The sequence below is a fragment of the Brevibacterium daeguense genome (assembly GCF_021729135.1).
Lineage (GTDB): Bacteria > Actinomycetota > Actinomycetes > Actinomycetales > Brevibacteriaceae > Brevibacterium > Brevibacterium daeguense.
Map to the genome: position 1 here is coordinate 19,263 of NZ_JAJTWW010000005.1, position 24,119 is coordinate 43,381.

Genomic DNA, 24,119 nt, shown 5'->3' on the forward strand with positions numbered 1-24,119 from the left:
CGTCCTCCGTGCTCAGCTCTGCGATCAGCAGTCGATCGGTCAGAAGATGATGATCGGCTTGATCGTCGAGCCGTTTGCTGAGTCTTCGAATGCCTGGTTGATGTCCTCGAGGCTGTAGGTCTTCACGAGTTTCTCGAAGGGGAACCGCCCCTGCTGCCACAGTTCGATCAGGCGTGGGATGAATACGTGGTACACCGAGCTGCCCTGGACGTTCATCTTGAACGTCCAGCCCTTGACCTGGGACTCGCCGATCTCGAATGGCGCTTCCGTGCCGAACTGCGTGTTGCCCACGGCCACGAGGGTGCCGCGGACGGCGAGCGCCTCGACGATCTGGCCCAGCACCGCGGGCACGGCAGTCGTGTCGACAGCGTAGTTCACGCCTTCGCCGCCGGTGATCCTCTTGATCTCCTCGACCATGTCCGTCTTGCCCGAGTTGATGGTATGAGTCGCGCCCAGCTCTCGGGCCAGCTCCAGCCGCGAATCGTGAAGGTCCACGGCGATCACCGTCGTGCACCCGGCAATCTTGGCGGCCATGATCGCCGCCGATCCGACCGCGCCAGTACCAATGACCACGAGAGCCGTCGCCGCTTCCGGTCGCAGATCGTTGAGCACAGCACCGGCCCCGGTCTGCAATCCACAGCCGAACGAGCCGAGCATCTCCAGGGGCGCCTCGGGATCAACCTTGACAACGCTGTTCTCCATCACGTTCGCGTATGTGGCGAAGGACGACTGCCCGAAGAAGTGCGACGCCACAGGTTCCCCGCCGGAGGACAGGGCAGTGTGCCGGCCGCTCAGGTTCAGATCGAGGTAGTGCTCGCAGTACGCCATCTCACCTCTGCGGCACTGCTTGCACGTGCCGCAGGAGGCAGGCGCCATGACGACGTGGTCTCCGGCCGCGACGCTGGTCACTGCGGCACCCACTTCCTCGACGACTCCAGCACCCTCGTGCCCGAGGACGCATGGTGCCGAGATCGGGTAGGCACCATCACGTGCCGTCGCATCGGTATGGCAGATTCCTGTCGCAACCATTCGCACCCGCACCTCGGTGGGCTGCAGGCCACCCAGCTCCAGCTCCTCGACCGATAGCGGTGCGCCGGTCTCCCGAACGACAGCTGCTTGGATCTTCATGATCTCCCCTTGGCGCGTGAGCGGTGCCAACAGCAGCACACGCCAGGACTGCTGCCAGCCTTCCCCCGCAACCATACAGATGCCATCAAGGTGGATTGCTCGAATTGAGCAAGAGGAGGTGTTGGCGACCGCGGAAGACGCATCACGCCCTGCTGTCTTGCATCTCACAGTGCGAAAACTTTGTCCGAATGGTGGTTAAGTCTTAAACTAGTGGGGTTGCTGAACCCGCCCGGCCTGTCCGGCACCGCGCGCGGCCCACTCCCCAAGGCCGGCGGCGCCGTCGGCCCCGCCCGTTCTGCCTCACCGCCATCATCGTCCGAGGAGAGCACTGTCATGTCCACTGACCAGTCCACGAGCAGTTCGACCCCGCCGGAGTCGGTCGACGTCGACGACGACGGCAGCAAGGAACTGGGCGTCCCGCGCTCGCGCGTGGTGGTCGCGTCCCTGATGGGCACGACGATCGAGTTCTACGACTTCTACGTCTACGCCACTGCAGCGGTGTCGGTGTTCCCCCTGATCTTCTTCCCCTCCGGCGACCAGGGCGCTGCCCTGCTGGCCTCGATGGCGACCTTCGGCGCCGCCTTCGTCGCACGCCCCGTCGGGTCGGTGCTGTTCGGCCACTTCGGCGACCGGATCGGCCGGAAGACCACGCTCATCGGCTCGCTACTGACCATGGGCATCGCGACGTTCCTCATCGGCCTGCTGCCGACCTACTTCCAGGTCGGCCTGTTCGCGCCCGCGCTGCTGACGATCCTGCGCTTCTGCCAGGGCCTCGGCCTGGGCGGCGAGTGGTCCGGAGCCGCTCTGCTGGCCACCGAGACCGCCAAGAAGGGCAAGCGCGCGTGGGCGGCCATGTGGCCGCAGCTGGGCGCCCCGTTCGGCTTCCTGCTCGCCAACGGCCTGTTCCTGATCCTCGCGCTGACGTTCAGCCACGACTCGACCAACCCGGACATGGACGGCCCGTTCCTCACCTGGGTGTGGCGACTGCCGTTCCTGCTGTCGCTGGTGATGGTCGCCGTCGGCCTGTACGTGCGCGTCCGCCTGGAGGAGACCCCGGTGTTCCGCCGCGCGGCCGCCAACGACGAGCGCGTCAAGGCCCCGCTGAGCGAGGTCTTCCGCAAGAGCTGGTGGCAGCTGATCCTGGGCACCTTCATCATGCTCGCCACGTACGTGCTGTTCTACCTGATGACCACGTGGATCCTGTCCTACGCGATCGGTGATCCGGAGCAGACCGGCGGGCTGGGTGTCCCGTACGACGACTTCCTCGTCCTGCAGCTGGTCGGCATCCTGTTCTTCGCCGCCTTCGTGCCCGTCGCCGGCTGGCTCGCCGACCGGTTCGGCCGCAAGCCCACCCTGATCGTCATCACCGGGCTGCTCCTCCTCTTCGGCCTGACCTTCGGGTGGTGGCTGAGCGCCGACTCGATCGGCCAGGGCACCGACCTGAACACCATGCAGATGATGCTGTTCCTCATCGTCGGCATGACGCTGATGGGCCTGACGTTCGGCCCGATGTCCGCCATCCTGCCGGAGCTGTTCCCGACGAACACCCGCTACACCGGCTCCGGCATCGCCTACAACGTGTCCTCGATCCTGGGCGCGGCGCTGACCCCGTTCGTCGCGACGTGGCTGGTGCAGAGCTACTCGGTGGCGCACGTCGGCTACTACCTGGCGTTCGCCTCGGTGCTGACCCTGATCGCGCTGGTGCTGTCGCCGGAGACCAAGTCGAAGTCGCTGGATTCCGACAGCGCCACGATCGCTGAGGAGATCGCCTCCGAGCCGTGATCGGCTGAGCCCGGAGCGCCGCTCCGGCACCCACCTCCGCGAGGCGGGGGTACCTCCCCAGGGAAGGTGCCCCCGCCTCGTCGTCTCCCGATGTCTCGCCCGCAGTCCGACGCCGAGGCGGGGGCCGGGTTCTCCAGGTCGGTCACGTTTTCCCGTCGCCGTTCGTCATCACAGTGAAAGGCGCTGAAGCCCATTCCGAGGGCGGCGCACTCGATGAGGGAGGAACAGACGTGAAGACGATGACCTGCAAGCAGCTCGGCGGACCGTGCGACCACGAGCTGCGCGGCGAGAACGCCGACACCGTGATCAAGGCCCAGGACCGCCACCTGCGGGAATCAGTGCGGACCGGGGACGCCGCGCACGAGCCGGCCCACGAGGAGATGAAGGGGCGGTGGCGCCGGCCGGTGGCCGCGATGGGCTGGTATCGCGACACGAAGAGGGCTTTCGCACAGCTGCCGGAGGACTGAGCCGACCCCGGCCGGGCGGGCGCCGCGGTCATTGAACCGCTGCGCCCGCTTTCCGGCGCCGCACCGAGGCCAGGATCTCCGGTGCCGCCCGGAAGGTGATGCCGGAGACCCGGCCGTCGACGATCGTGAAGTCGAAGGCGACGCGCGCCTCCCCGCGGTGGATCCACGCCGCACCGGGCCGGTCGCCGAGGAACACCCCGAAGGCGGCCTTCGCTGCACCGTTGAAGAACTCGGCCACCGGCTGGCGTCCGGTGATCCGCTCCGGGGTGCCCAGCGCCACCGCCGCCTGATCGCCGGTGACGACCACGTCGGGGGCGAGCAGATCGAGCAGGCGGCTGAAATCGCCCTCGCGGGCGGCGACGAGGAAGGCGTCGACGACTTCCCAGTCGGCGAGCTGCGCCTCGGGCGACGGTGGGGTGACCTTGGTTCGAGCTCGGGAGGCGAGCTTCCGGGCCGCGGGGACGCTGGTGTCCAGGATGGCGGCGATCGTCGCGAAGTCGAAGCCGAAGCTCTCGTGCAGGACGAAGGCCACCCGCTCCCGCGGGGTCAGGCTGTCGAGCACCACCTGCAGCGCGGCGCCGACCGCGCCGGCCAGCACCACCTCCTCGGCCGGGTCGGGGTAGGTCTCGGTGCTGTCATGGATCTCGTCGTCCGGGATGGGAGTCTTGGCCCGCAGCCGGTCCAGGCACAGCCGGGTCGTCACCGTGGTCAGCCAGGCCGGGACATTGTCGATCTCCTGGGCGGTGCCGGCCAGCCGCAGCCACGCCTGCTGGACGATGTCCTCGGCTTCCGCGTGGTCGGCCAGGATCCGCTCCGCCAGCCGGAGCAGCCGCACACGCTCGTCTTCGAAAACCGCAGTCAGCTCGTTCATCTCGTCACACTTTCGCCGATTACCCCGTCATAGTAGGTGACAGAACCCCTCGCCCAGGCGGCACACGGAGGAGACAGGCATGACGGAACCGCAGAAGGCTCAAATCAGCGCCCCGGAGAAGATCGACGCGCTCATCGCTTCGCTCGACGACTGGCGTGGAGAGCTGCTGGCCCGAATCCGTCGGCTCATCCGCGCCGAGCTTCCCGACGTGGAGGAGACCTGGAAGTGGATGGGCAGTCCGGTGTGGGAGCACAACGGGATTGTCGCCGTCGGCAACGCGCACAAGGCGAAGGTCAAGCTGACCTTTCCCCAGGGGGCACAGCTGGTGGACAGCGGCGGCGTATTCAATGCAGGTCTGGGTGGGAAGGCGTGGCGGGCGATCGACCTCGGCAAGGGCGATTCCCTCGACGAGGCGGCCTTCCGGGCCCTGGTGCGCGAGGCGGCTGAGTTCAATGCCGCTTCCAAGGGCCGCGGGTAGGAGCCAAGCCGTCCGCTCTCGTGCGGTGCGCCGTCGCCACACGGTGCGCACTCAGCATTCCGCCGCTCACTGGACCTGAGTCAGCTCATAGATGCGAGAATCTTCACCTCGCTGCCGCGATTAGCGATCAGGCGTTCGAAGCCCTTCTCCACAATTTCCTCAGCGCGAATCCGACTGGTGATGAAATCACCGAGGTGAACCCTACCGCTCCTGGCGAGTTCAATTGCCTCGGAGTGGTCGTTCGCATATGCCAATGAGCTGCCGATCTCCCGATCGTGACGCATCAGCTGGGCGGAGATGTCGAGCGGGAACGGCTCCTTGTGAACTGCAACGACTTCCAGCCGTCCCCGCGCGCTCAGCAGGTGGAACAACTGCGACAGCACAGCGCCAGACCCGACCGCGTCGAAGGCAACGTCAGCACCGGCGCCAGAGGTGGCCTCAAGGACCAGCTCACTCAAGTCATCCTGCGTGGGATCGACAACCTCGTCCGCAACACCGGTTGACGCAGCGACAGCGCGCCGTAGATCGGAGACTTCACTGACTATGGTCCTGACTCCATAGGCCTTGAGAACCGCGGCGGTGAGAAGGCCGATCGGCCCCGCCCCGCCGACTACTGCGGTTTGGCCCTCTTTAGCCCTGGCGTGCCTGACGGCATGTACTGCTACCGCCAGTGGTTCGATAAGCGCACCTTCGTCCAGTGGGACGTCACCAATCGGGTGCACCCACCGCACGGGCACCACGACCTGCTCGCTGAGGCCGCCCCCGCCACCCGAGATGCCGATGAATCCGAGTTGATGACACAGGTTGTAGGAGCCGCTTCGGCAGGCAGCGCACGTGTCGTCGACCAGCAGCGGCTCAACGGCAACAGCGTCCCCCGGTGCGAGTCCTTCGACATCTTCGCCGACTTCCGTGACGATCCCTGAGAACTCGTGTCCCAGCACGACCGGAAGCGTCTCACCGGAGAGCGGATGTGACACTTCGCCCGTCGGGGCGAGTGCGTTAGGACCATCGTGATAGAGGTGCAGGTCGCTCCCGCAAATCCCGTTATAAGCCGGCCGGATCCTGACGGAACCAGATAGCAGCGGGGGTGCCGGTACCTCTTCGACACGCACATCATGCTTGCCGTAGTACATCACGGCCTTCATGCTGTGGCTCCCGGGACCTCAGCGGCTTCAGTTGCTCGATCCGTCAACATTGTGCCCGCCGGTACGGCGAACGTCTCCGGGAAGTCGGCACTGCCGACGATATCGGGCTGCGCGGTCCAAGCGGTGAGTCCCCCATCGACTGGCAGTACCGCTCCGTTGATGAACGAGGCCCTTTCCGAGGCGAGAAACAGGATCACCTCGGCGATTTCATCCGGTTCGGCGATCCGACCCAGTGGAATCCGCTGCGCATAAGTCTCACTGAGCTCGGTGCTCCGATCCAGCGCGGGCCGAAGGATCGGGGTGGCTACGGGCCCCGGCGCCACCGAGTTCACACGAACTCCGCGCCTTCCGTAATCCACTGCCATGCTTCGGGTCAGATTGATGACTGCCCCTTTCGCCGCGGCGTAGGCGGCCATCCGCCGATCACCACCCAGTCCGGAGATCGAACTCGTCGTGACAATGCTGCCACCGGTGCTGACGAGGTGAGGCAGCGATGCTCGGCATAGATGGAAGACACCGTCAACCACCACGGACTGCACTGCCCGCCAAGAGGCGTCGTCCAGCTCAGCGACTCCACCAACTCCGCCGATCCCGGCGTTGGCCACCGCGATATCGAGCCGCCCGCTCTGCGCAGTGAAGTCGGCGACCGCCGCGTTCACAGCAGCGGAGTCGGAGACATCGACCTCGACGGCGAGCAGCTGATCAGCGCGCTGCGCGACCGATGCGGCGAACCGCGCGAGGTTCTCCGCCGAGTAGTCGAGTACAGCCACCTGCGCCCCACCCTCCAACAACCGCCGCGTCACGCTCGCGCCAATTCCCGACGCACCGCCGCTGACGATAGCGGCCCGGCCTGTGAAGTCGGCGTCGCTCATCGCCGCGGGAAGTTCGAGTAGTAGGGCACAACAATTTCGTCCGGATTGTTGACATCCCCCAGCAGACGCAGCGTTGTGGGATGGATGACTTCCGGATCGATTTCTAGATTGAGGCAAGCCGGAAGCCCGGAATCGAGGGCTCGTTGAACGGCGCCTGGAATATCTTCGAGAGCAGTGACCCGTTCGCCGTAGCCGCCGAACGCCTCGCACACCTTGTGGTAGTCGCTGTCCTCGAGCCGACTGACTACGACGCCTTCTTCACCGTAGACCGTCTGCTGGCCATGAATCGACATCCCCCACACCTTGTTGTTGTAGACAACAGTGATGATCGGAATGCGATGACGCACCATCGCCTCGAACTCCTGGATGTTGAAGCCCAAGGCGCCGTCACCGGTGAAAATTACGGTGGTCCGGGGATTAGCAGCATATGCTCCCATCGCGTAGCCCTGGCCCACTCCAAGGCAGCCGAGGTAGCCGATCCGCAACACGTCTCCTACGTTGCGGGCCTTGATGTGATAGGTCGCCCACGGAGCGTTTTCTCCGCCGTCCAGCACGTAAGTGACATCCTCTGGCAGCGACTCGATGACCGCCTTCGACGCATGATAGGGGTGCATCCGTCCGCTCTCGGTGCCCCTATCTGCGAACTGCACGGCATGGGAGTCACGGGCCGTGCGCACATCAGACAGCCACCCCTGACGAAGACTGCGGATCTCGCCGGCGGAAGCCTCGGATGCCATAGCGGAGCGCAATTGCTGCAGCACGTCGCGGCAGTCCCCGACAATTGGCACCTCGACGTCGAAGATCCGCCCCAGCTCGCTGCCGTCGATGTCGACCTGGATAATCGCGGCGTCCGGGAAGAAACCTTTGGCTCCACCGCTGAACATGCCCTGGCGCAAGCCCAACATGAGCACCACATCGGGGGCCTTTTCCTGCGTCGCAAGCACCCCCGCAGTACCGAGGCCTCCGCCCCATTCCGGGGAATCGTAGGCGATGATCCCCTCGGACTTGTTCGGCGCGCACACCGGCAGGCCGAGCCCCTCGGCCAGCGCCCGCAAGTCCTCCTGCGCGTGGGCGAACGTCACGCCTCCGCCCACGAACACCATCGGCCGTTCCGCCTCAGTAAGCAGCTCTGCAGCCTGAGCGACCTGTGCTTCAGTTGCTCCAGCAAATGAGCCGGGAGCAGCGTAGGACGGAAACCGGACCTCTGCTTCAGAAGCCTCGTCGAAGAGCACGTCGATCGGCACCTCTATGAGGACGGGGCCCGGAACACCCTCGGTTGCCTTCGCCTTGGCGAGGCCGACGATCTCGGGGATCCGCCAAGGATGGGTGACCTGGAAGGCGAACTTGGTGACGGGTTTGACCATGGCGATTTGGTCGATGCCCGCCTGCAGCAGATTGCGCTCGCTTTCACGCAGTGGCGGGGCTCCCGCTATCACGACCATCGGCACTCGGTCGAGGAAGGCGTCACCCACTGCGGTGATGACGTTGAGAAAACCCGGGCCCGAGGTGACCACGGCGACTGCCGGGCTCCCTGTGGCCTTTGCATAGCCCGCTGCAGCGTGCCCTGCACTCGCCTCGTGGCGAGTGTCAGTCAAAGCGATTCCGTGCTTCCGGCACTCGACGAAGAAGGCATCGAGGTGTCCACCGTGCAAAGTGAATACGGTGGTCAGCCCTGCGCGTTGGAGGGCTTCGGCCAGGTACGAGCCACCAGTCCGTACGCTCGGGGTCGGCGCAGTGGTCGGGGATTGATCCTGTGCGATCTGTGTTGTCATAGTGCTTTCACTCCATTGTGCTCGTGATCAAGTCATTACTCGTCTGGGGTTGACCCTGCCTCGCTACTCGGGACGTCTGGAACCTGCGGCGTCCTCGAATCCGGCAGCATAGAATTCAGCGAGGTAGTCTGCTGAAGCGCTCGACAGGTCTCCCTGATACCAGTCCCCGAAATCTGCGAAGCTTCCATCATCGGTGAATCCACTTGCCACCGCCTCTTCCTGCCACTGCTGGACCGCCGCCGTGTACCTTTCCGTGAAATCAGCGGCGTCGTAGAGATCGCTGGCCGTCTGCTCAGCAAGGATGTCCTCGTTGACGGTTCTGAGGGCTTCCGAAACGCTCCTGTCGAATACGCCGATCTCCCCTCCAGCCTGCGCGACGCCCTTGCTCGACTGGTCCAGATAGCGGAACGCGGCGTGGTTGGAGTCCCTGAGCCATTCGTAGATCTTGTCGTAGATCAGCTGTCGCACAGGCAGAGGCAGCGACTCCCAGCTGGAGCCGGCAAGAATAGCCGTCGGACCCGACTGGAAGTTCGTGTCCTCTGGGTAGTAGAAATACGGCGCGACTTCCGGCAGTCCCATTCCCTGGTAGACCGGCGGCACTGCCAGCGCACAGTCGACGATCCCTCTCTGGAAGGCCTCGTAGAGCTCGGTGTATTCCACGCTGGTGGCATTTCCGCCCAACGCCTTGACCTGCTCGGACTGGATCGTCGAATTCGAGAGGATCTGAAGCCCTTCGAAGTCAGCTACCGAAGACACCGGTTCCGAGCAAGCCATACCCGTGGTCCCGAAGTTGGCGATCGGCAGGAGCGGAGTAATGCCCTTCTCTGCATACTCCTCATACACTGCAGGGGTTTCGGTCGTCGCCTGGAGCATTCCCAGAGTCTGGGCGATCTCCCCGGACAACGGAGTCACAGCTCCTGCCACTGAGGCATCGTTCATGCTGTTGTTGACCGGGAATTCCTGTGGCTGGTAAGTAAAGCTCAGTTGCCCCAAGTCCAAGCGACCATCGGCCAGAGCGTCATCGACCTCAGTCAGAGCGGCGATCGAACCCGACCAGTTGAGTTCAATGGTGACCTTGTCGCCCGACCACTCTTTCACCTGATCAGCGAAGTTTTGGTAAGTCTGCCCCAGCGGGCCGTCCGGAGCCGAGGCGCCGGTCTGGAATGTCAAGGTAATCGGCTCAACATCAGCGAATGCCGCCTGCGTCTCCTCTAATGATGCTCCGTGGTCGAACGACTCACCCTGTCCGCCGCCGCTGGCCTGACCGGCGGAGCCGGCACACCCGGAAGCAACAAGTGCCAATCCAATTGCAGCCGCAACGGCAGACAGCGCGTTACGACGCCTTCTTCCAAAGGTAATCCCCATCAAAAACTCCTCATTGAGCTGTTCAGGACCGAAATGAGTAGAGCGCGCAGCCCTTCCTGCACTGACGGTAGAGGGTTGCACTGTGCTCGTCAAGAGTTGCACTATGCAACCTCGATTCCCGAGGTTACGATGAGTCAATGGCACGACCTTCACCCCAGACCGAGCGGCTGGTCGAGATTATCGAGATGTTGTCCGAGGTCGGAGGCTCCGGTCGCAGCCTTGCTGAGATCTCCACGCACCTCGGCGTCAATAAGGCGACCATCTATCCTATGCTCCGCGAACTCCTCAACGTCGGCTGGCTCGTGCGCGACCCCAGGACCAAGCTTTTTCGACTCGGGCCTAGGCTGGTCGAGGTCGGCCGCGCCGCAGAGGAATCCTTTGAACTCGTCGACATCGTTCGCCCGCACGCCCTGTCCCTTGCTCAGGTGCTTGATGCGACGTGCATGCTCGTTTCGGAGGGGCCGCAGGGCATTGTCGTTGTGGACGTCGCCACCGGCTCGGCTCGGGCCCGCCAGCGAGGATCGAATGGTTCAGCAATCGGCCTCAAGGCTGGTGACACCATTAGCTTCAAACCGCCGTTTGCCTCAGTAGTTGCCGCATGGGGTGCCGAGGACCTCCGCCAGAATTGGCTCTCTCACGCGCCGCCGGAAGACCGGCACGAACTTGAGGAGTGCCTCGCGATCATTCGTGAGCGCGGGTTCGCAGTGGAAGAGTTTCGTCCTTCCCCAGCGCCTCTCGGCGAGATCGTCCACGCCGCAATCGGAACGGCCCACGGCTCGCAGCGCGCTCGGATGCTTCAGCAGGGGATCAGCCCGGCAGGCCAGATCCAGCTCCTCGGAGAATTGGACAACGAGGTCGAGTACCACCCAGTCTCGATCAATGCACCGATATTCGACGCCGACGAGAGGGTTGCGCACATCCTGCTCGTCACCGATCTTGAGCTACCGGTGACCGGGGCCAGGGTCGCTGAGGTCGGGTTGGAAGTCGTAAACACGGCTCAGCGGATCGCTGCGGACGCCAACCGTGGTCGTTCAGATTGAACGATGGGGCGAAGGCTCAGCCTCGGACTACTTCCTCGCCATCTCTGCCCACTTCGAGAAGCGACTCAAGCTCGTTGATCAACTGGTGAGTTCGATCGAGGTCAGACCTCGAGCTGGCGAGATCTCTCAACTGGTCGAAGATGAGCGAAGGAGGAAGCGCGCGCTGTTCGGCGTCCCACGACTCTCTCCATCCGTTTCCTTCAAACCCGCTGCCATCCGCAAAATTAAGTACTCGACGTCGTCAAGGCCGATATCGTGGCTGAACTTCTGGCGAATATCCGCCGCCCATTCGGTCAGGCTCTCGAGGAACAGCTGGTAACTCGGCGTATGCCAGTAGTCCACAGTGAGAGGACGATCCGGGGCATGGATTTCAAACCAGCGATCGACGACCGCATCCATCACGGGCGCCGGTGGACGTTCTTGGTCCTTCGCCGTGAGGAAGTAGATGTACCCGGGAAGCTGCACACCACACCGCACCCATCGCGATCCCACCGTCGTGCACGCACGAGGATTCCCAAGCCTGGCCATCAGGAAGACTGATACAGCTGGTTGAGCACTAACGCGCCGGTTCAGGAGGACTTCCCTGATCAAGCAACCGAGCCGAACTAATCGACGTCAGTCAGTTCAATAGTGGTGCAGAAACCCGAGTCGATGTATGGGTCACAGAACTCAACGGCGGCAAGTTCAGAATCCGCCGGGATTTCAATGACGATGTCGCCCTGAGCCTCCGAGTGGGGGTTCTGTTGGCTCTGCCCGGCTGCAGGATCCCGGTTCAAAGTCAGGTTGTAGCCATAATCGTCGTCGTCGCCGGTAGGGGCGAACACCTCACCATCGGAGAAGATCACCGCGTAAGTGACAGGAAGCCCACCGGGTTCCATGCCGTCGTTGCGCGCCGTATAGACGACGTGCAACAGCTCCATGCCCTCTTTAGCCTCAGCCGTGATCCGTTCTGGCGCATCATAATTCTCCCCGGAGTAATACTCCGGGTTGTCTGCAGCACCCTCAATCGAGTCCGTCACTTCCGCCGAATCGATCCTCAGCGACCAGTCATGAATAATCGACTCGGAGTCGATGGTTCGGTACAGAACCCACTCCCCCCTGCACACCATCGAAGGCACTACCCTCCTCTGCCGACGCACCGGAACCCATGTCTTCGGTACACCGAGGACTGTCTGGGTCGGTCCCATCTGGCAAACACATCTCGGCCCACTCAGCCTGAGTCAGAGGGGTTGGTTCACTACTCGGAGATTGCTCTTGCTCCTTGGCCTCAACTTCAAGGCTTTCAGCGTCGGAACCAGTCGATCCACACCCGGACAGAACGATGGCTGCAGAGGCTGCAATTACAGCGAACACATGAGTTTTCATGTGCCGAATATAGTCGACCCCTCCGTAAATCGGAATGTCTCTCACCGCACTTATCTAGGACCACCGATCCTTGGCTCTCGTTGGACGCGCTGATCGAGCCCGAGCACCACCGTCAGGCGAATTGATAGTCGGCTGCATTAGAGGACGAGACGATCAGCGATCGCCAGTTCAGAAATCGTTCGTTCCTTGCGAGGGACGCGACGGTCCAAGTAAACGGTGGATTTTGAGACAGCTTGTAGCAGACGGTGGCGGAGCACGATGATGCGCTGTTTGTCGCTTAGCCGTAGGGACTGCTGAGTGCTTCGGCTGCCCTATTGACACAGGGCTCCCTTGTCATGCGCTCAGGACCGCCGAATCTCTGAACGGAGGCAGCCAATGTTTCTTTAAGGCACTACAAGCTGAGCTGGAGGGACCACCCGCCGTCGACCGTGAGCCCGGTGCCCGTCACGTAGGACGAGTCTTCCGAGGCGAGCCAGATTATTGCATTGGCCATGTCGGTGCCGCTGCCAGGCCTTCCCAACGGAACTACCCGCTTTGCCAACTCATGCGTGTCGTCTAGGGGAGAATTGGCAGAAAATCCGGCAATCACCGCGTTCGCCCGGACTCCGTGCTCGGCGTACTGAATCGCAATCGTCTTCAGAAGATTCATGGCCGCCGCGTTGCACGCGCTGTAATTTGGGGTGTTGTCGGTGGGATGGAGCGATGCCATCGATATCACGTTGATGATGGAGCCACCTCTTCCACCCTTGACCATCAGCGGCAGTACAGTCTTGGCTCCTAAGAAGGTGCCGTCGAGGTTGGCGGCGGTACAGCGACGCCAGTCTTCGATTGTGAGGTCCTCAACTTTGCCGACGCCAAATTGGCGCGCGCTGTTAATCAAGACATCGATTCCGCCTTCGGACTCCTCAATGCGATTGACGACGTCGGCCCAGTCGCCCTCCTCTCCGACATCCAGCTTCAGGTGCGTCACGTTTTCGGGATGTTCCGTGTGCTGCGCTACCTGATCCACCTTGGACACGTCCACATCAGTGACGTATACCTTGGCGCCTGCGCTGACGAGGAGTTGCGTCAAAGCCAACCCCTTGGTTCCGCCGGCCCCGGAAATAAGTACTACCTTCTCATCGAGCTTTGCAGGCATGATTGATTCCTTCGGTTACCGGTGTGGGCTGTCGGCAGTGGTATCGGGGGCTGACGTCAGAGGGTCATGGCGTTGGGAGGCGCGATTGCCTGGCCACCGTCAATGAGCAGTTCCGCTCCGGTGATGTATCGGTTGTCGTCGTGGGCCAGGAATAGCACCCCGTTCGCGATGTCGATCGGCTTTCCCGCATATTTGACAGGGGCCACCAAATTCGCGAACTTGTCGACGTCAGTCTGGCCTTCTTCATCATCGGTCAACGAACTTAACGAACCCCATGCTGGTGTCTGAATTATTCCAGGATGAATGGAATTGACCCGCACATTGTTCTTGTCGTAGGCGTTTTCGAGCGCCGCTACTTTGGTGAGCATCTTCAGGCCCGCTTTGGCAGCACAATATGCGGCGCTGTCTACCCAAGGGTTCATTCCCGCTTCGGAGGAGACGTTGACGATGCTGCCACCACCGCTCTCGGTAATTACCGGGGTCACGTACTTCATGCCTAGAAATGCTCCGTCAAGGTTGAGCGTGAGCTGAAACCTCCAGTCCTCAAAGCTCATGTCCACCAGTCTGCTTGGTCGATTGCCGCCAGCGTTGTTGACCAGGATATTGATGCCGCCGAATTCCGACTTAGTGGTAGCAATGGTCGCTATCCAGGAGTCTTCGCTCATCACGTCATGGCGAGCGAAGATCGCGCTCCCGCCCGCGGACCGGATCGACTTCGCAGCTTCTTCACCATTGATGTCATCGATGTCCGCCAGGACAACAGATGCTCCCTCGGCCGCGAACTGCCCCGCGATGCCCATGCCGATGCCACTCGCAGCGCCGGTAACAACCACGACTTTCCCATCAAAACGTGAACCCATTTTCAAACTCCTCATCGTGTCTATTGACTGGGGGAGAGAACGCGGGAGGCGGTAAATCCATCACCGATAGTCTCAGGAACTTCCCCTCGGCAATGCACCCTCGCCGGTTGCCGTTGGTTCTCACGCCCTCCGATAGTCTATTCGAACTATCTTTGCCGTCAATTGCACTACTTCAGTAGATCGCGTTCTCTGCCTCTCACGGGCTCACTGACTCAACACAACTACCTGCTCGTAACCCACCTTAGTGTTAGCATCATCAACCACCTCCCCACTCATGAGGGCGCTCAGAGCCCGTACCGTCATCGACGCCGAAACATCATCAGTTGCCGCCTCGCCGGCCTGATAGCGTCTCGAGCAGCGGCACAGCACGGCCACAACCTAAGCCCCCTTCAGGCGAACGGCTCGGGCTGGGCTCCAGTCCAGGTCATCAGTCGTTCCCGAGTGCACCAAAGTGATGGGCCACGGATCATGGAGCCCGTGTGGTCGCTTGGCGTACCTCAGACTAGGAGGGATCCGGGACGACAGCACGGGGGCAATCACATCGTGATCGCCCCCGTGTTTTTGCGTTTACCGCCGTGCTAGTCCCGCCGTCTGGCCACCTCCATTAGAGATGGTGGTGGAAATGGCCACGCTGCCGAGTCTCCAACTGGTCACCCACGGTGGGATTCAAGAACCCGCCTTCCCGATCGGCAGGGTGACCAGCGTCCGGGGGGCCGCTTAGATTCCTTTCTGATCGTGCATCTTCGGTGATTCCAGCAGTGCCGCGCGTGCGAGGCGCTGCCTATCAAGGGCATCGTTCACCCAAGTGCCACATCAGGCAGTGGATCGTCAGCCTTCCGCGCAATCTCGGTGACGAGCATTGTGAGGCATCCGGGGCAGCAGTAGCGTCGGAAAGCCATCGGTTCATCAATAAATTCGGTCGGATCTTCGACCAGTGGGATGGCAGTGACCGGTTGTTCGTCGACTAGCAGCCCGTACTTGTAGTTCGCCGTGCCAGCAGCGAGCCGATGCCCACAGGTGCATTGGAGAATTCGCTCCGATCCTGCGTCGACTGACATGATGCGCGGGTGGATGCTGAAGGCGGGTTCGCCGATGGCACCCGTCGTCTCGGATTCCCCTTCGGGCCAGATCTCTGCCACTGGCGTCCAGTCCCGTCGCTGACGCTTGTACTCGTCGCGGAGGGACTGGGTCGCTTGGAGATCGACTGTCTGATCCTCCCCGAGCACAACGCCGTAGACGTCGGTCGCCGCTTGGACCGACACCAACCCGTCGACAACGTCTTCGGCGACTCGTTGTGGATCACGGTTGAGGGGATCACCGACACCTCCACCACCGGGGACCCGAACGAGGACGACGTCTTCCTCCTTAAACGGCAGCGCCTCGGTCTTGCTCCCCAACCTCTGCTGAGAGCTCGGGTCGAAGTCGTCGGGGCGAACCGGTACCCGACCGCGTTCGTATAGCAGTCGAGCATTCGCACCCCGCAGTACACGGGTTTCGTTGGTCGGGGATGGGTAGCCGCCGAAGAGACCGGGAGCAGAATGAGTGGTCGCCGACTGCGCGGAACCGGCGGTCATGAGACCGAGAGTGTCGACGTCATACGATGCGAGGGCGAATCGGTTCCCGACCCCACCACGGAACTCCCCGGCACCGCCGCTGTCGATCTGCTGCTGCCGGTATAGGTACAGGATTGGATAGGACATCTCTGTTTCCTCTGTTGAGGGATAGAGAGACAGCGGGGAGTGCGAGGATCCAGCAGTGTCGATTCCGTCGCGATCGAGGTGTGCTCCCGCACCCGTTCCTAAGGCATCGGCGCTCGGCAAGGAAGGCGACACCGTCTCGGTAGCTCCGAAGAAGACGAGAACATTGGACGATCCGCTCTGAGCCTGCACGTCGTCCTCTCTTCCAGGGATGGACGTGAGCATCTTGGACATCGTTTCGAATGCTAGGTCGATCGAGCCGAGCTGTTGAGATGATCCCGCGCTGACCGCGGCTGGCCAATCGACGCAGTTGAGCAGGCCGGGTTGGACATCCCAGTCAATCTGTCTGTCCGCGCCGCCGGCGGCGAACAACTGCTCGTACAGTGTGGAAAGAGTGATCCCGCCGAGCACCGCGCCTTTGAAGCAGGCGAAGGTGAAGCCGATGGGACCGTCGACCTGCGCATCGGTTCCGTGATTATCGATCCGCAATCGGTCACCTTCCTTATGGAAGTTGACCTGCATCCGATGTGTACGGCGGTCGCCCGGGAGGTTCTCATCGAAATACCGGACCTGCGTCCACGTGCCGTCCGGGATTGTCTTCAGGAGTTCTGCAAAGTCCTGCTGAGCACTGTCGAGAATCCGCGCCATCGTCGAACGAACGGTTGCCGCTCCGAATTGCTCACAGGCGCGCAGTATCTCACTTCGGGCGAACTCAACGCCCGCGATCTGGCCGCGCAGATCGATGGCCACCATCGAGGGGGCGCGAGACTGCCTCAGGTAGGCCGCCTCGATGTCCTTCCGGAGCGTCCCTGCTTCAACGATCTTGACGGGCGTGAAGACGGTCGGGTCATGGAATACGTCGGGCGCATTCTGTGGGAAGCCGCCGGGGGCAGTGCCGCCCAGGTCAGCCTGATGGGCAGCGTTGGTCACCCACGCGACGATCTTGCCGTCGACGAACACGGGCATCCCGATAAAGACGTCCATCTGATGAACGGCACCGATCCACGGATCGTTGCATAGGAAGATGTCTCCGTCCTTGATGCCGGGTTCTCCGCCGAAGTTCTCGAGAATGTACTTGACGATGTACGGCGCACCAGAGTTGAGGTGCTGGAAGTACGGAGCGTTCATGACGATCTCGCCGTCGCCGGTGAGAATGCACATGTTGAAATCGAGGATCTGGAGGATGGGCGATCCGGAAATGCGCTGGATCGTCGTTCCGTGGGCCACGTTGATTGTCCACATCCGATAGCGCAGAACCTCCAAGACCACCGGATCCACGTCCATCGAGTCGGGTTCGAAGAACCTCACGGTGGGCGACACCTTCGATCGCCAGTCGTCGGTAGGCCGGTAGCTGTGAAACGAACCGTCCCAGACGATCTCTGGTTTCGGTGCAGCTTCGGATGCCTGGGTTGGGGCAGCGTGACTTGCGAGCTCAGTCATTAGTTGCTCTCCTCTGCGGTGATTTCGACCATGATGGAGCCGGTGGGTGTGATGCGCGCCGTTTGGTCGGCGCGGACAACGAGCGTGGTGTCGGGGTATTCGACGATGGCGGGACCGATGATTCGCATTCCGCGCAGGAAGTCCTCTCCGTGGTAAATGGGGGTCGGCCTGCGTTCCAGCCCCTCTTCGTACCAAATCACCCCGCGTTCTCCCTTGAGTGGTGGGTGCCCAGTACCGTTCTCGGATTCGCGCAGCACTCCGGCCGTTCCCGTCGGTGCGACGGCCTTGACCACAAGTGTGCTGACCTGGTGGCCGGCGTTTGCCATCACGCTGGTTTCACCGAACACCCGCGCGTACTCCTGCTCGAACTCAACGACCAGTTCATCGGCGGTCGATTGGGTGTATTCGCCAAGGGGTGCGGCCACGGGGACCTCGTGGACCTGCTGGGAGTATCGCATCTCTGCAATTCGTTCGAACTGCACCTCAGACGCATTGACTCCCTGCGCGACCATCCGCTCCAATGCGCTAGATTCCAGCCTGCTCCAGGTGGAGTTGAGCTTTTCGAGGTCGAACGGGTGCTGCGTCATCACGCTTGCCTCCTCAACGACTAGGAAGTCCGACGAGGCGACTCCCAGCGCTGAGAATCCTGCTGCCAGGTCGCCGAGCGGAATCACGACATTTCGGACACCGAGCTCTCGTGCGAATGCCGGTGCATGGACGGCGCCATTGCCGCCGTAGGCGAACATCGTGAAGTCGCGGGGGTCATGGCCCTCGTGGATGCTCAGCAGGCGGATCTCATCGGCCATATGGCTGTCGACGAGGCGTCCAGCAGCCGCAGCGACCTCCTCGGCTGTCATACCGAGCGGCTTGCCGACGGTCTCCAGCGCTGTGCGCGCGGCGGCGAGATCGAGTGGAATGCCGCCCTTGAGGAAATACTCCGGGTTCAGGTAGCCGAGGACGAGGTCCGCATCGGTGATCGTCGGCCGCGTGCCGCCCCTGCCGAACGCCGCCGGCCCGGGATTTGCACCCGCACTCTCGGGTCCTACCCGAATTGTTCCCGAGCTTTCGTGGTAGTGGATGATCGAACCCCCACCAGCGCCCACGGATCTGACGTCGATTGAGGGCACATAGTACGCGTACTGCCCAAACCAAGTCGTCGAGCGTGTACTCGGAATTCCCCGCGAGAGGATCCCGACATCGAGAGTCGTGCCACCCATATCGGTTGTGATGGTGTTGAGCGCTTTGTCCCCCTCGCGCTCACGCTCGTTGACATCTCCGATCCGTGCAAGGGTCTGCGAACCGACCACTCCCGCTACCGGCCCAGAACCGATCGTGAGAATAGGATGCTCCTGCGCAAGAGTCGAGCTCACCAGTCCACCCGAGCACGTCATGATGCCCAACTCGCGAGTGAATCCGGAGCCGGCCAATGCGTCGTGCATCCGGGACAGATACGACGTCATCTCCGGTCCAATCAGCGAGTTCACCACAGTGGCAACAGTGCGTTCGTACTCGCCGATCCGGTTGACCATGGCCGACCCCAGAGACACGAACGCGCGCGGTGCCATCTCCGCGATAATCCGCCCGACTTCCCGCTCGTGGGCATCATTGCTCACCGACCACAGCAGCGACACGGCGAATGCCTCCACTCCACTGTCGAGCAAGCTCTGAACAGCGGCCCTGACCTCGGCCTCATCCACTTTCGCCAGAACAGAGCCGTCTCGGGTCACCCTTTCGCCGATCTCCCGAACCAGCGACCGCGGAACCAAGGGCGCCGGCTTCTCATGCATGGAGACATGGGCAATATAGTCGGGCGTCTGGTTGGCCAGCCGACCGCCGCCTCGCATGATGAAGATGGAGTCAGCATGTCCCGCCGAGGTGATCAGTCCGACTTTTGCTGTGCGCCCTTCAACCAGTGCATTTGTGCCCACCGTGCACCCGTGAAGCAACGAATCGATGGAGGGGAGGAACTCCTCGAGCGATGTGCCCAGGTTGTTCGCGACCGCTTCAATCGCGTTCATGAACCCAACCTCGAAATTGGGCGGCGTCGACGGCGACTTCCCAATAGTGACTCTGCCGTTCGTATCAATGGCCACGCAGTCAGTGAACGTGCCACCGATGTCAATACCGACTCTGTACTTCATGCCTTCTCCTATTGATCGTGATATTTCGTCGGAGCAGCACCCATCGCCACGAGCAGGATGCCAACGCCGAAGAACCTAGTTGGGGTAAATCAGAACAGTGCATCGCATGATGGCAACTCCTTTGTTGGATGACTGCCGCCTACCTAGCGGTACGGTTTCGAGTGGATTAAGCGGCGAGGCAGCGAGATGTCGGCAGGGATGACTCTCCGTCCCGCCAATCGCTTGTCGCGGAAGGAGCACCCGCCGAGGTGGGCATAGAACAACATAGTCCTACCTCACTCAATCATGTGTCAAGTGCACTATTTGTTTGAGCGTCCGCCCCCCTGGAGCCGTTGCTGCGGTCAGCGAATCCAGCGATTTCCGCAGCGTTTTCCCAGCGTTGGAACGGGCTACATGCGATGGCGGCGGCATGCGGAGAGTTTCCTCGCGCCAGGCGCTGCTGGCCTGCATCCCCGCTACTCTGCCATCGCATTCACCGCGGTCGAGTTAGCACGACGGGCTCCGCTATCCGATGAAACGAAGCGCCTCTGTTCTGAGGCGAACTCTGGACCTCGTTCGCGACGAACCGAACGCCACTCGCCCGACAGTCTCCCTTGCAGTCCTGATCAAGCGAAGAAAATCGACTTCCTGTTGAAATAGGGTTCGATTCCCTCAGGACCGAGCTCGCGTCCGAGTCCTGAGGCCTTGACGCCACCGAAGGGCGCTGTGACGTCGAGCGCGTAGTGGTTTACGCCTATGCTCCCGGTCTCGATGCGTTGGGCGACTTCGCGACCGTAGTCCTCATCAGCCGTCCAGACCGTACCCCCAAGGCCATATTTCGAGTCGTTGGCGATCTGGATGGCGTCCTCGGTATCCGCATAAGGCGTGATAGTAAGAACTGGACCGAAAATCTCCTCCTGCGCGATCTCTGCGGAGTTGTCGACACCAACGAACACAGTAGGCTCAACAAACCACCCGGCAGGGAGGTCGTTAGGGGTTCCACCGCCCGTAGTCGCCGAATACCCCGCTGAGAGTCCGGATTCGATAAAAGTGAGTACCCGAGATTGGGCGCCCGCATTCACCAGCGGACCAATCTGGGTATTCGGGTCCAGGGGGTCGCCGAGCTTGTAGCTGCGAACGGTTTCGGTCACTGCTTCCACCACCTGGTCGTAGCGCGACCGCGGAGCCAGAATCCGCGTGCTCGCGTGGCAGGTCTGCCCATTGTTCGCCAGCGACACACCCAGCAGGTTGCGGGCGAATGCGTCGAGATCCGCATCCTCCGCGACGATGGCAGCAGACTTCCCTCCGAGCTCAAGGGTGACCGGGCGGAGCAGGCGACCGCACACCTCCCCGATCTCACGGCCAGCCCGGGTCGACCCGGTAAAGGCAACCTTGTCCACTCCGGGATGCTGGACCAGATAGGCGGACTCTTCACGATCGGCAGGAAGTACGTTGAGGACACCCGGCGGTAGTCCCGCCTCGAGCGCGGCATCGGCGAAAATGAAGGCATCTAGCGCGGTCTCCGGAGCCGGCTTGAGGACTACCGTGCAGCCTGCAGCCAGTGCCGGAGCGATCTTCATTCCAGCGAGCGGGTGTGGGTAATTCCACGGAGTGATCGCCGCGACGACGCCTACCGGCTCGCGGCGGACAATGGTTCGTCCCCCGCGCGAGGCCCGACGGACTTCGCCGACCTCGCTGTCACGGATCAAATCGGCGTAATACGAGAGCATCCGAGCGGCCCCATAGCCGTTGACGGTGGATGAGAGAGAAATCGGCATCCCGTTCTCTCGGCTCACCAGTTCTGCAGTCGATTCAGCACGAGCAGTCAGGGCGGCTGCAAACCTGTCGAGCAGATCAGCCCGGTGTGTCGGAGTCAGCCTTTTCCACGGGCCGGCCAGCGCCGCTCGAGCGGCTCCCACAGCCGCATCGATGTCGGCGCAATGCGCCAAAGGCGCGCATCCGATTACGAGCTCGGTCGACGCCTCTGTAACCTCGATCTTCGTATCGGTGTGCGGTTCGGTCCACTCGCCGCCAATGAAAAGGCGCGAACGGTTGTTCAATTCTGTGTTCATGTTGGTCCTATCGGGTGGGATCGCCGGACTCCGAATACAAGGCGTCGGGCGAGTGGCGTTCGGTTCGTCGCGAACGAGGTCCAGAGTTCGCCTCAGGACAGAGGCGCTTCGTTTCATCGGATAGCGGAGCTGCGATGATCGCTGCGACCACGTCGATCAATCGACTGACGAAGAGTCGGTTGTCGTCGTCTTGGGGTTCGGCTGCCCGTCGTGCTAACTCGACCGCGGGGAATGCGATGGCAGAGTAGCGGGGATGCAGGCCAGCAGCGCCTGGCGCGAGGAAACTCTCCGCATGCCGCCGCCATCGCATGTAGCCCGGTCCAACGCTGGGAAAACGCTGCGGAAATCGCTGGATTCGCTGAGCGTAGATCCGGAGGAAATACCTTCCTTCGGTGGTTTCGAGTTCGCTTGCAAGGGGTCGGACGAGGGCCGCAGCAATATCTCGGACATCGGCCGCACCAAGATCCGCTTCGAGGCTGTCGAGCATAGCCTCTCGGCGTGTATTGACGTGGGCAGCCCTCTCATCCGATATCGCAGCGATGAGGCCATCTCGATCACCGAAGTGATACTGAATCGCAGTCGCATGCTTAACATTGGCTTCGCGCACAATCTCCCGCAGGCTGACAGCGTCAATTCCTTTTTCAGCGAAGAGTCGTCTCCCTGCGACGATCAATTTCTCACGAGCACTCTCGCCATTCGCCTTCATCTGCCATTCACCTTTCGCAGTCACTCGTGCCACAGGCCGCATCGGTCGTCGCCTGCCCCGCGTCGAAGTGATCCGTCAGCACAAGGTCAGGCCCTGGTCATCGAGCCTACTGCGGAGGTCTGTTTTGAGGATTTTTCCAGCCGCTGAGGTCGGCAACTCATCAACAAAGTGCACTTCTCGGATTTTCTGATAGGGCAGGACCTGATCAGCGACCCAATCGATGAGGGCATCTGACGAGAGCGCCGCACCTGCACGGAGGACTACGAATGCAACCGGGACCTCACCGGCATCGCCGAATGCGCGACCGACGACCGCGACCTGTGCAACACCGGGATGGGCTGCGGCAATGCCTTCAAGCTCTCGGGGGTAGACGTTGTAGCCCTTGTAGATGAGCATGTCCTTGGCCCGGTCGTGGATCCGGACGTATCCGTCGGGACTTCTCGAGGCAATATCCCCGGTACACAACCAGCCGTCGACGAACTGGGCGGCTGTCTGCTCCGCGGCGTTGCTGTAGCCGTCAGTGACCTGCGGGCCTCTCACCCAGAGCTCGCCCTCTTCTCCGTCTTGCAGGATGGTTTTCCCATCGAGCGCGCGGATCTCAACCTCGGTGTCCGGGACCGGTACGCCTACGGAACCCACCTTCGGATCACTCCCTCGCTGAAAGGGGGTCGAGCACACCATGCACGTCGCCTCCGTCAAGCCATAGCCTTCACCGATGACGGCGTTGGGCATCGCCTTCCCAATCCGGTCGACCGCTGTCGAATCCAGCGGGGCGGCACCGGAGACTGCCATTCGGATACTCGGCATCGTTTCGCCAGTCTTGGCACAATGCGCGGCCAACGCCAGATACATCGGCGGATTTCCGGAGCAATAGACCACTCCCCACCGCTTCGCCAGCTCAACGAAGGACTCCGGACTGAACCGCCCGGAGAGCACGATTGTGATGCCCCCGAGAACGAACATGCCCATGTTGGTCAGTCCCTGCGCGTGGAACAGAGGTGACACCTGGAGCGCCGACGACCTGCCGGACTGCACGTAAGGCGGCCCGAGTTGCTCGATGGGTTCCAGGCAGAGGACTCCGTCGACGTTGCGTTTGACGATAGAGTTCAGCCGCCAGGCAGTCATCTGAGTTATGTTCGCGATGAGGTTCTTGTGGAGGACGCGTACCGCCTTCGACTCCCCCGTGGTTCCTCCGGTGAATGCGTAATGAGCAACCTGGTCCGCGTCCGGGACAGTCGGTATGAAGTCCGGCGCCGGCTCTGCTAGGACATCGGCCAAAGACCTGTACGGAGCGCGCCTCGTCAGTTCAGCCGCTCGCCGCAATTGATCATCGTCAGCCTTTGCTGCCCACGAGTCAGGGACGACGATGACGAGCGAGAGCGCCAATTCCGTTTCAGCGGCGACGATCGTGGACATGTGCGCCGGATGTGTGATCACTGCGTCCACCCCAATGCCTCGCAGCTGGCGGACCAGTGAGCGCTTCGGGAGCAGAGGATTGACGAGGGTGACCGCCGCCCCGGTCAGCAAAGCACCGTAGTAGGCAGTAAGGAAGTGGAGCCCGTTCGGTAGGTGGAGTCCCACCACGCTGTCTCTACCGATGCCTGCGGCCCTCAATGTTGCCGCAGTTGCCTTCGCATTATCGTGCAGCTCCTGGTAACTGAGCTGTTCCTCCCCGTCGACAACTGCAGTGCGATGGCGGTAGGTTCTAGCGGCCGAGATGAGAATTCCCGGGGTGGCCGCTCGTGGGTAACCCAGGGCCTTTGGCATGCCGGGGAGGAAGTATTGAGGCACTGATTATCGC

Annotated in this window: 19 protein-coding genes; 4 read left to right on the forward strand and 15 right to left on the reverse strand. The window is 62.1% G+C overall.

Annotated elements, in window-relative coordinates; all coding sequences use genetic code 11:
* Nucleotides 1-39: 39 nt before the first annotated feature.
* A complete protein-coding gene (locus tag LXN01_RS06800) occupies nucleotides 40-1,128 on the reverse strand; it encodes an NAD(P)-dependent alcohol dehydrogenase (RefSeq protein ID WP_236863874.1) in 1,089 nt (362 codons plus the stop codon).
* Between the two features lie 333 nt (nucleotides 1,129-1,461).
* Between LXN01_RS06800 and LXN01_RS06805 the strand changes: the two genes are divergently transcribed.
* Both LXN01_RS06805 and LXN01_RS06810 read left to right on the forward strand, forming a co-directional pair.
* The gene (locus tag LXN01_RS06805) at nucleotides 1,462-2,910 is read left to right on the forward strand and encodes an MFS transporter (RefSeq protein ID WP_236863875.1); all 1,449 of its coding nucleotides are present in this window, start codon (nucleotides 1,462-1,464) and stop codon (nucleotides 2,908-2,910) included.
* 239 nt (nucleotides 2,911-3,149) lie between these two features.
* Nucleotides 3,150-3,377, forward strand: coding sequence for a hypothetical protein (locus tag LXN01_RS06810; protein WP_236863907.1), 228 nt, complete (start codon nucleotides 3,150-3,152; stop codon nucleotides 3,375-3,377).
* Between the two features lie 28 nt (nucleotides 3,378-3,405).
* On the opposite strand, the gene LXN01_RS06815 is transcribed toward LXN01_RS06810, so the two are convergent.
* Entirely contained in the window at nucleotides 3,406-4,248 is an 843-nt protein-coding gene (locus LXN01_RS06815; protein ID WP_236863876.1) for a sigma-70 family RNA polymerase sigma factor, read from the reverse strand.
* A gap of 79 nt (nucleotides 4,249-4,327) precedes the next feature.
* On the opposite strand from LXN01_RS06815, the gene LXN01_RS06820 reads away from it, so the two are divergent.
* A complete protein-coding gene (locus tag LXN01_RS06820; RefSeq protein WP_236863877.1) occupies nucleotides 4,328-4,726 on the forward strand; it encodes a DUF1801 domain-containing protein in 399 nt (132 codons plus the stop codon).
* A gap of 80 nt (nucleotides 4,727-4,806) precedes the next feature.
* On the opposite strand, the gene LXN01_RS06825 is transcribed toward LXN01_RS06820, so the two are convergent.
* The 4 genes from LXN01_RS06825 to dctP form a co-directional block, all read right to left on the reverse strand.
* Nucleotides 4,807-5,871 carry a 2,3-butanediol dehydrogenase gene (locus LXN01_RS06825; RefSeq protein WP_236863878.1) on the reverse strand — a complete coding sequence of 355 codons (1,065 nt, stop codon included), beginning with the start codon at nucleotides 5,869-5,871 and terminating at the stop codon, nucleotides 4,807-4,809.
* Nucleotides 5,868-6,743: a meso-2,3-butanediol dehydrogenase gene (gene budC / locus LXN01_RS06830; protein WP_236863879.1), complete on the reverse strand. Its 876-nt coding sequence runs from the start codon at nucleotides 6,741-6,743 to the stop codon at nucleotides 5,868-5,870. The genes LXN01_RS06825 and budC overlap by 4 nt, the downstream gene beginning before the upstream one ends.
* Nucleotides 6,740-8,515 (reverse strand): thiamine pyrophosphate-binding protein, encoded by a 1,776-nt coding sequence (locus tag LXN01_RS06835; RefSeq protein WP_236863880.1) that lies wholly within the window; start codon nucleotides 8,513-8,515, stop codon nucleotides 6,740-6,742. Before LXN01_RS06835 ends, budC begins: the two co-directional genes overlap by 4 nt.
* A 63-nt stretch (nucleotides 8,516-8,578) precedes the next feature.
* Entirely contained in the window at nucleotides 8,579-9,973 is a 1,395-nt protein-coding gene (gene dctP, locus LXN01_RS06840) for a TRAP transporter substrate-binding protein DctP (RefSeq protein ID WP_236863881.1), read from the reverse strand.
* A 44-nt stretch (nucleotides 9,974-10,017) separates the two neighbouring features.
* On the opposite strand from dctP, the gene LXN01_RS06845 reads away from it, so the two are divergent.
* On the forward strand, nucleotides 10,018-10,920 hold the full coding sequence (locus tag LXN01_RS06845) for an IclR family transcriptional regulator (RefSeq protein WP_236863882.1): 903 nt from the start codon (nucleotides 10,018-10,020) through the stop codon (nucleotides 10,918-10,920).
* 126 nt (nucleotides 10,921-11,046) lie between these two features.
* Here LXN01_RS06845 and LXN01_RS06850 read toward each other — a convergent pair whose 3' ends face one another.
* From LXN01_RS06850 to LXN01_RS06890, 9 genes are all read right to left on the reverse strand, one after another.
* On the reverse strand, nucleotides 11,047-11,448 hold the full coding sequence (locus LXN01_RS06850; protein ID WP_336885242.1) for an 8-oxoguanine DNA glycosylase OGG fold protein: 402 nt from the start codon (nucleotides 11,446-11,448) through the stop codon (nucleotides 11,047-11,049).
* Nucleotides 11,449-11,525: 77 nt separating this feature from the next.
* The gene (locus tag LXN01_RS06855) at nucleotides 11,526-12,038 is read right to left on the reverse strand and encodes a hypothetical protein (RefSeq protein ID WP_236863884.1); all 513 of its coding nucleotides are present in this window, start codon (nucleotides 12,036-12,038) and stop codon (nucleotides 11,526-11,528) included.
* Nucleotides 12,039-12,676: 638 nt separating this feature from the next.
* Nucleotides 12,677-13,423 carry an SDR family NAD(P)-dependent oxidoreductase gene (locus tag LXN01_RS06860; RefSeq protein ID WP_236863885.1) on the reverse strand — a complete coding sequence of 249 codons (747 nt, stop codon included), beginning with the start codon at nucleotides 13,421-13,423 and terminating at the stop codon, nucleotides 12,677-12,679.
* 56 nt (nucleotides 13,424-13,479) lie between these two features.
* Nucleotides 13,480-14,283 carry an SDR family NAD(P)-dependent oxidoreductase gene (locus LXN01_RS06865; RefSeq protein WP_236863886.1) on the reverse strand — a complete coding sequence of 268 codons (804 nt, stop codon included), beginning with the start codon at nucleotides 14,281-14,283 and terminating at the stop codon, nucleotides 13,480-13,482.
* Nucleotides 14,284-15,080: 797 nt separating this feature from the next.
* A complete protein-coding gene (locus LXN01_RS06870) occupies nucleotides 15,081-17,420 on the reverse strand; it encodes a hydantoinase B/oxoprolinase family protein (protein WP_236863887.1) in 2,340 nt (779 codons plus the stop codon).
* Nucleotides 17,420-19,561: a hydantoinase/oxoprolinase family protein gene (locus LXN01_RS06875; RefSeq protein ID WP_236863888.1), complete on the reverse strand. Its 2,142-nt coding sequence runs from the start codon at nucleotides 19,559-19,561 to the stop codon at nucleotides 17,420-17,422. The genes LXN01_RS06870 and LXN01_RS06875 overlap by 1 nt, the downstream gene beginning before the upstream one ends.
* A gap of 605 nt (nucleotides 19,562-20,166) precedes the next feature.
* Entirely contained in the window at nucleotides 20,167-21,612 is a 1,446-nt protein-coding gene (locus LXN01_RS06880; protein ID WP_236863889.1) for an aldehyde dehydrogenase, read from the reverse strand.
* 7 nt (nucleotides 21,613-21,619) lie between these two features.
* On the reverse strand, nucleotides 21,620-22,318 hold the full coding sequence (locus LXN01_RS06885) for a TetR/AcrR family transcriptional regulator (protein ID WP_236863890.1): 699 nt from the start codon (nucleotides 22,316-22,318) through the stop codon (nucleotides 21,620-21,622).
* A 75-nt stretch (nucleotides 22,319-22,393) separates the two neighbouring features.
* The gene (locus LXN01_RS06890; protein ID WP_236863891.1) at nucleotides 22,394-24,085 is read right to left on the reverse strand and encodes a class I adenylate-forming enzyme family protein; all 1,692 of its coding nucleotides are present in this window, start codon (nucleotides 24,083-24,085) and stop codon (nucleotides 22,394-22,396) included.
* Between the last annotated feature and the right edge of the window lie 34 nt (nucleotides 24,086-24,119).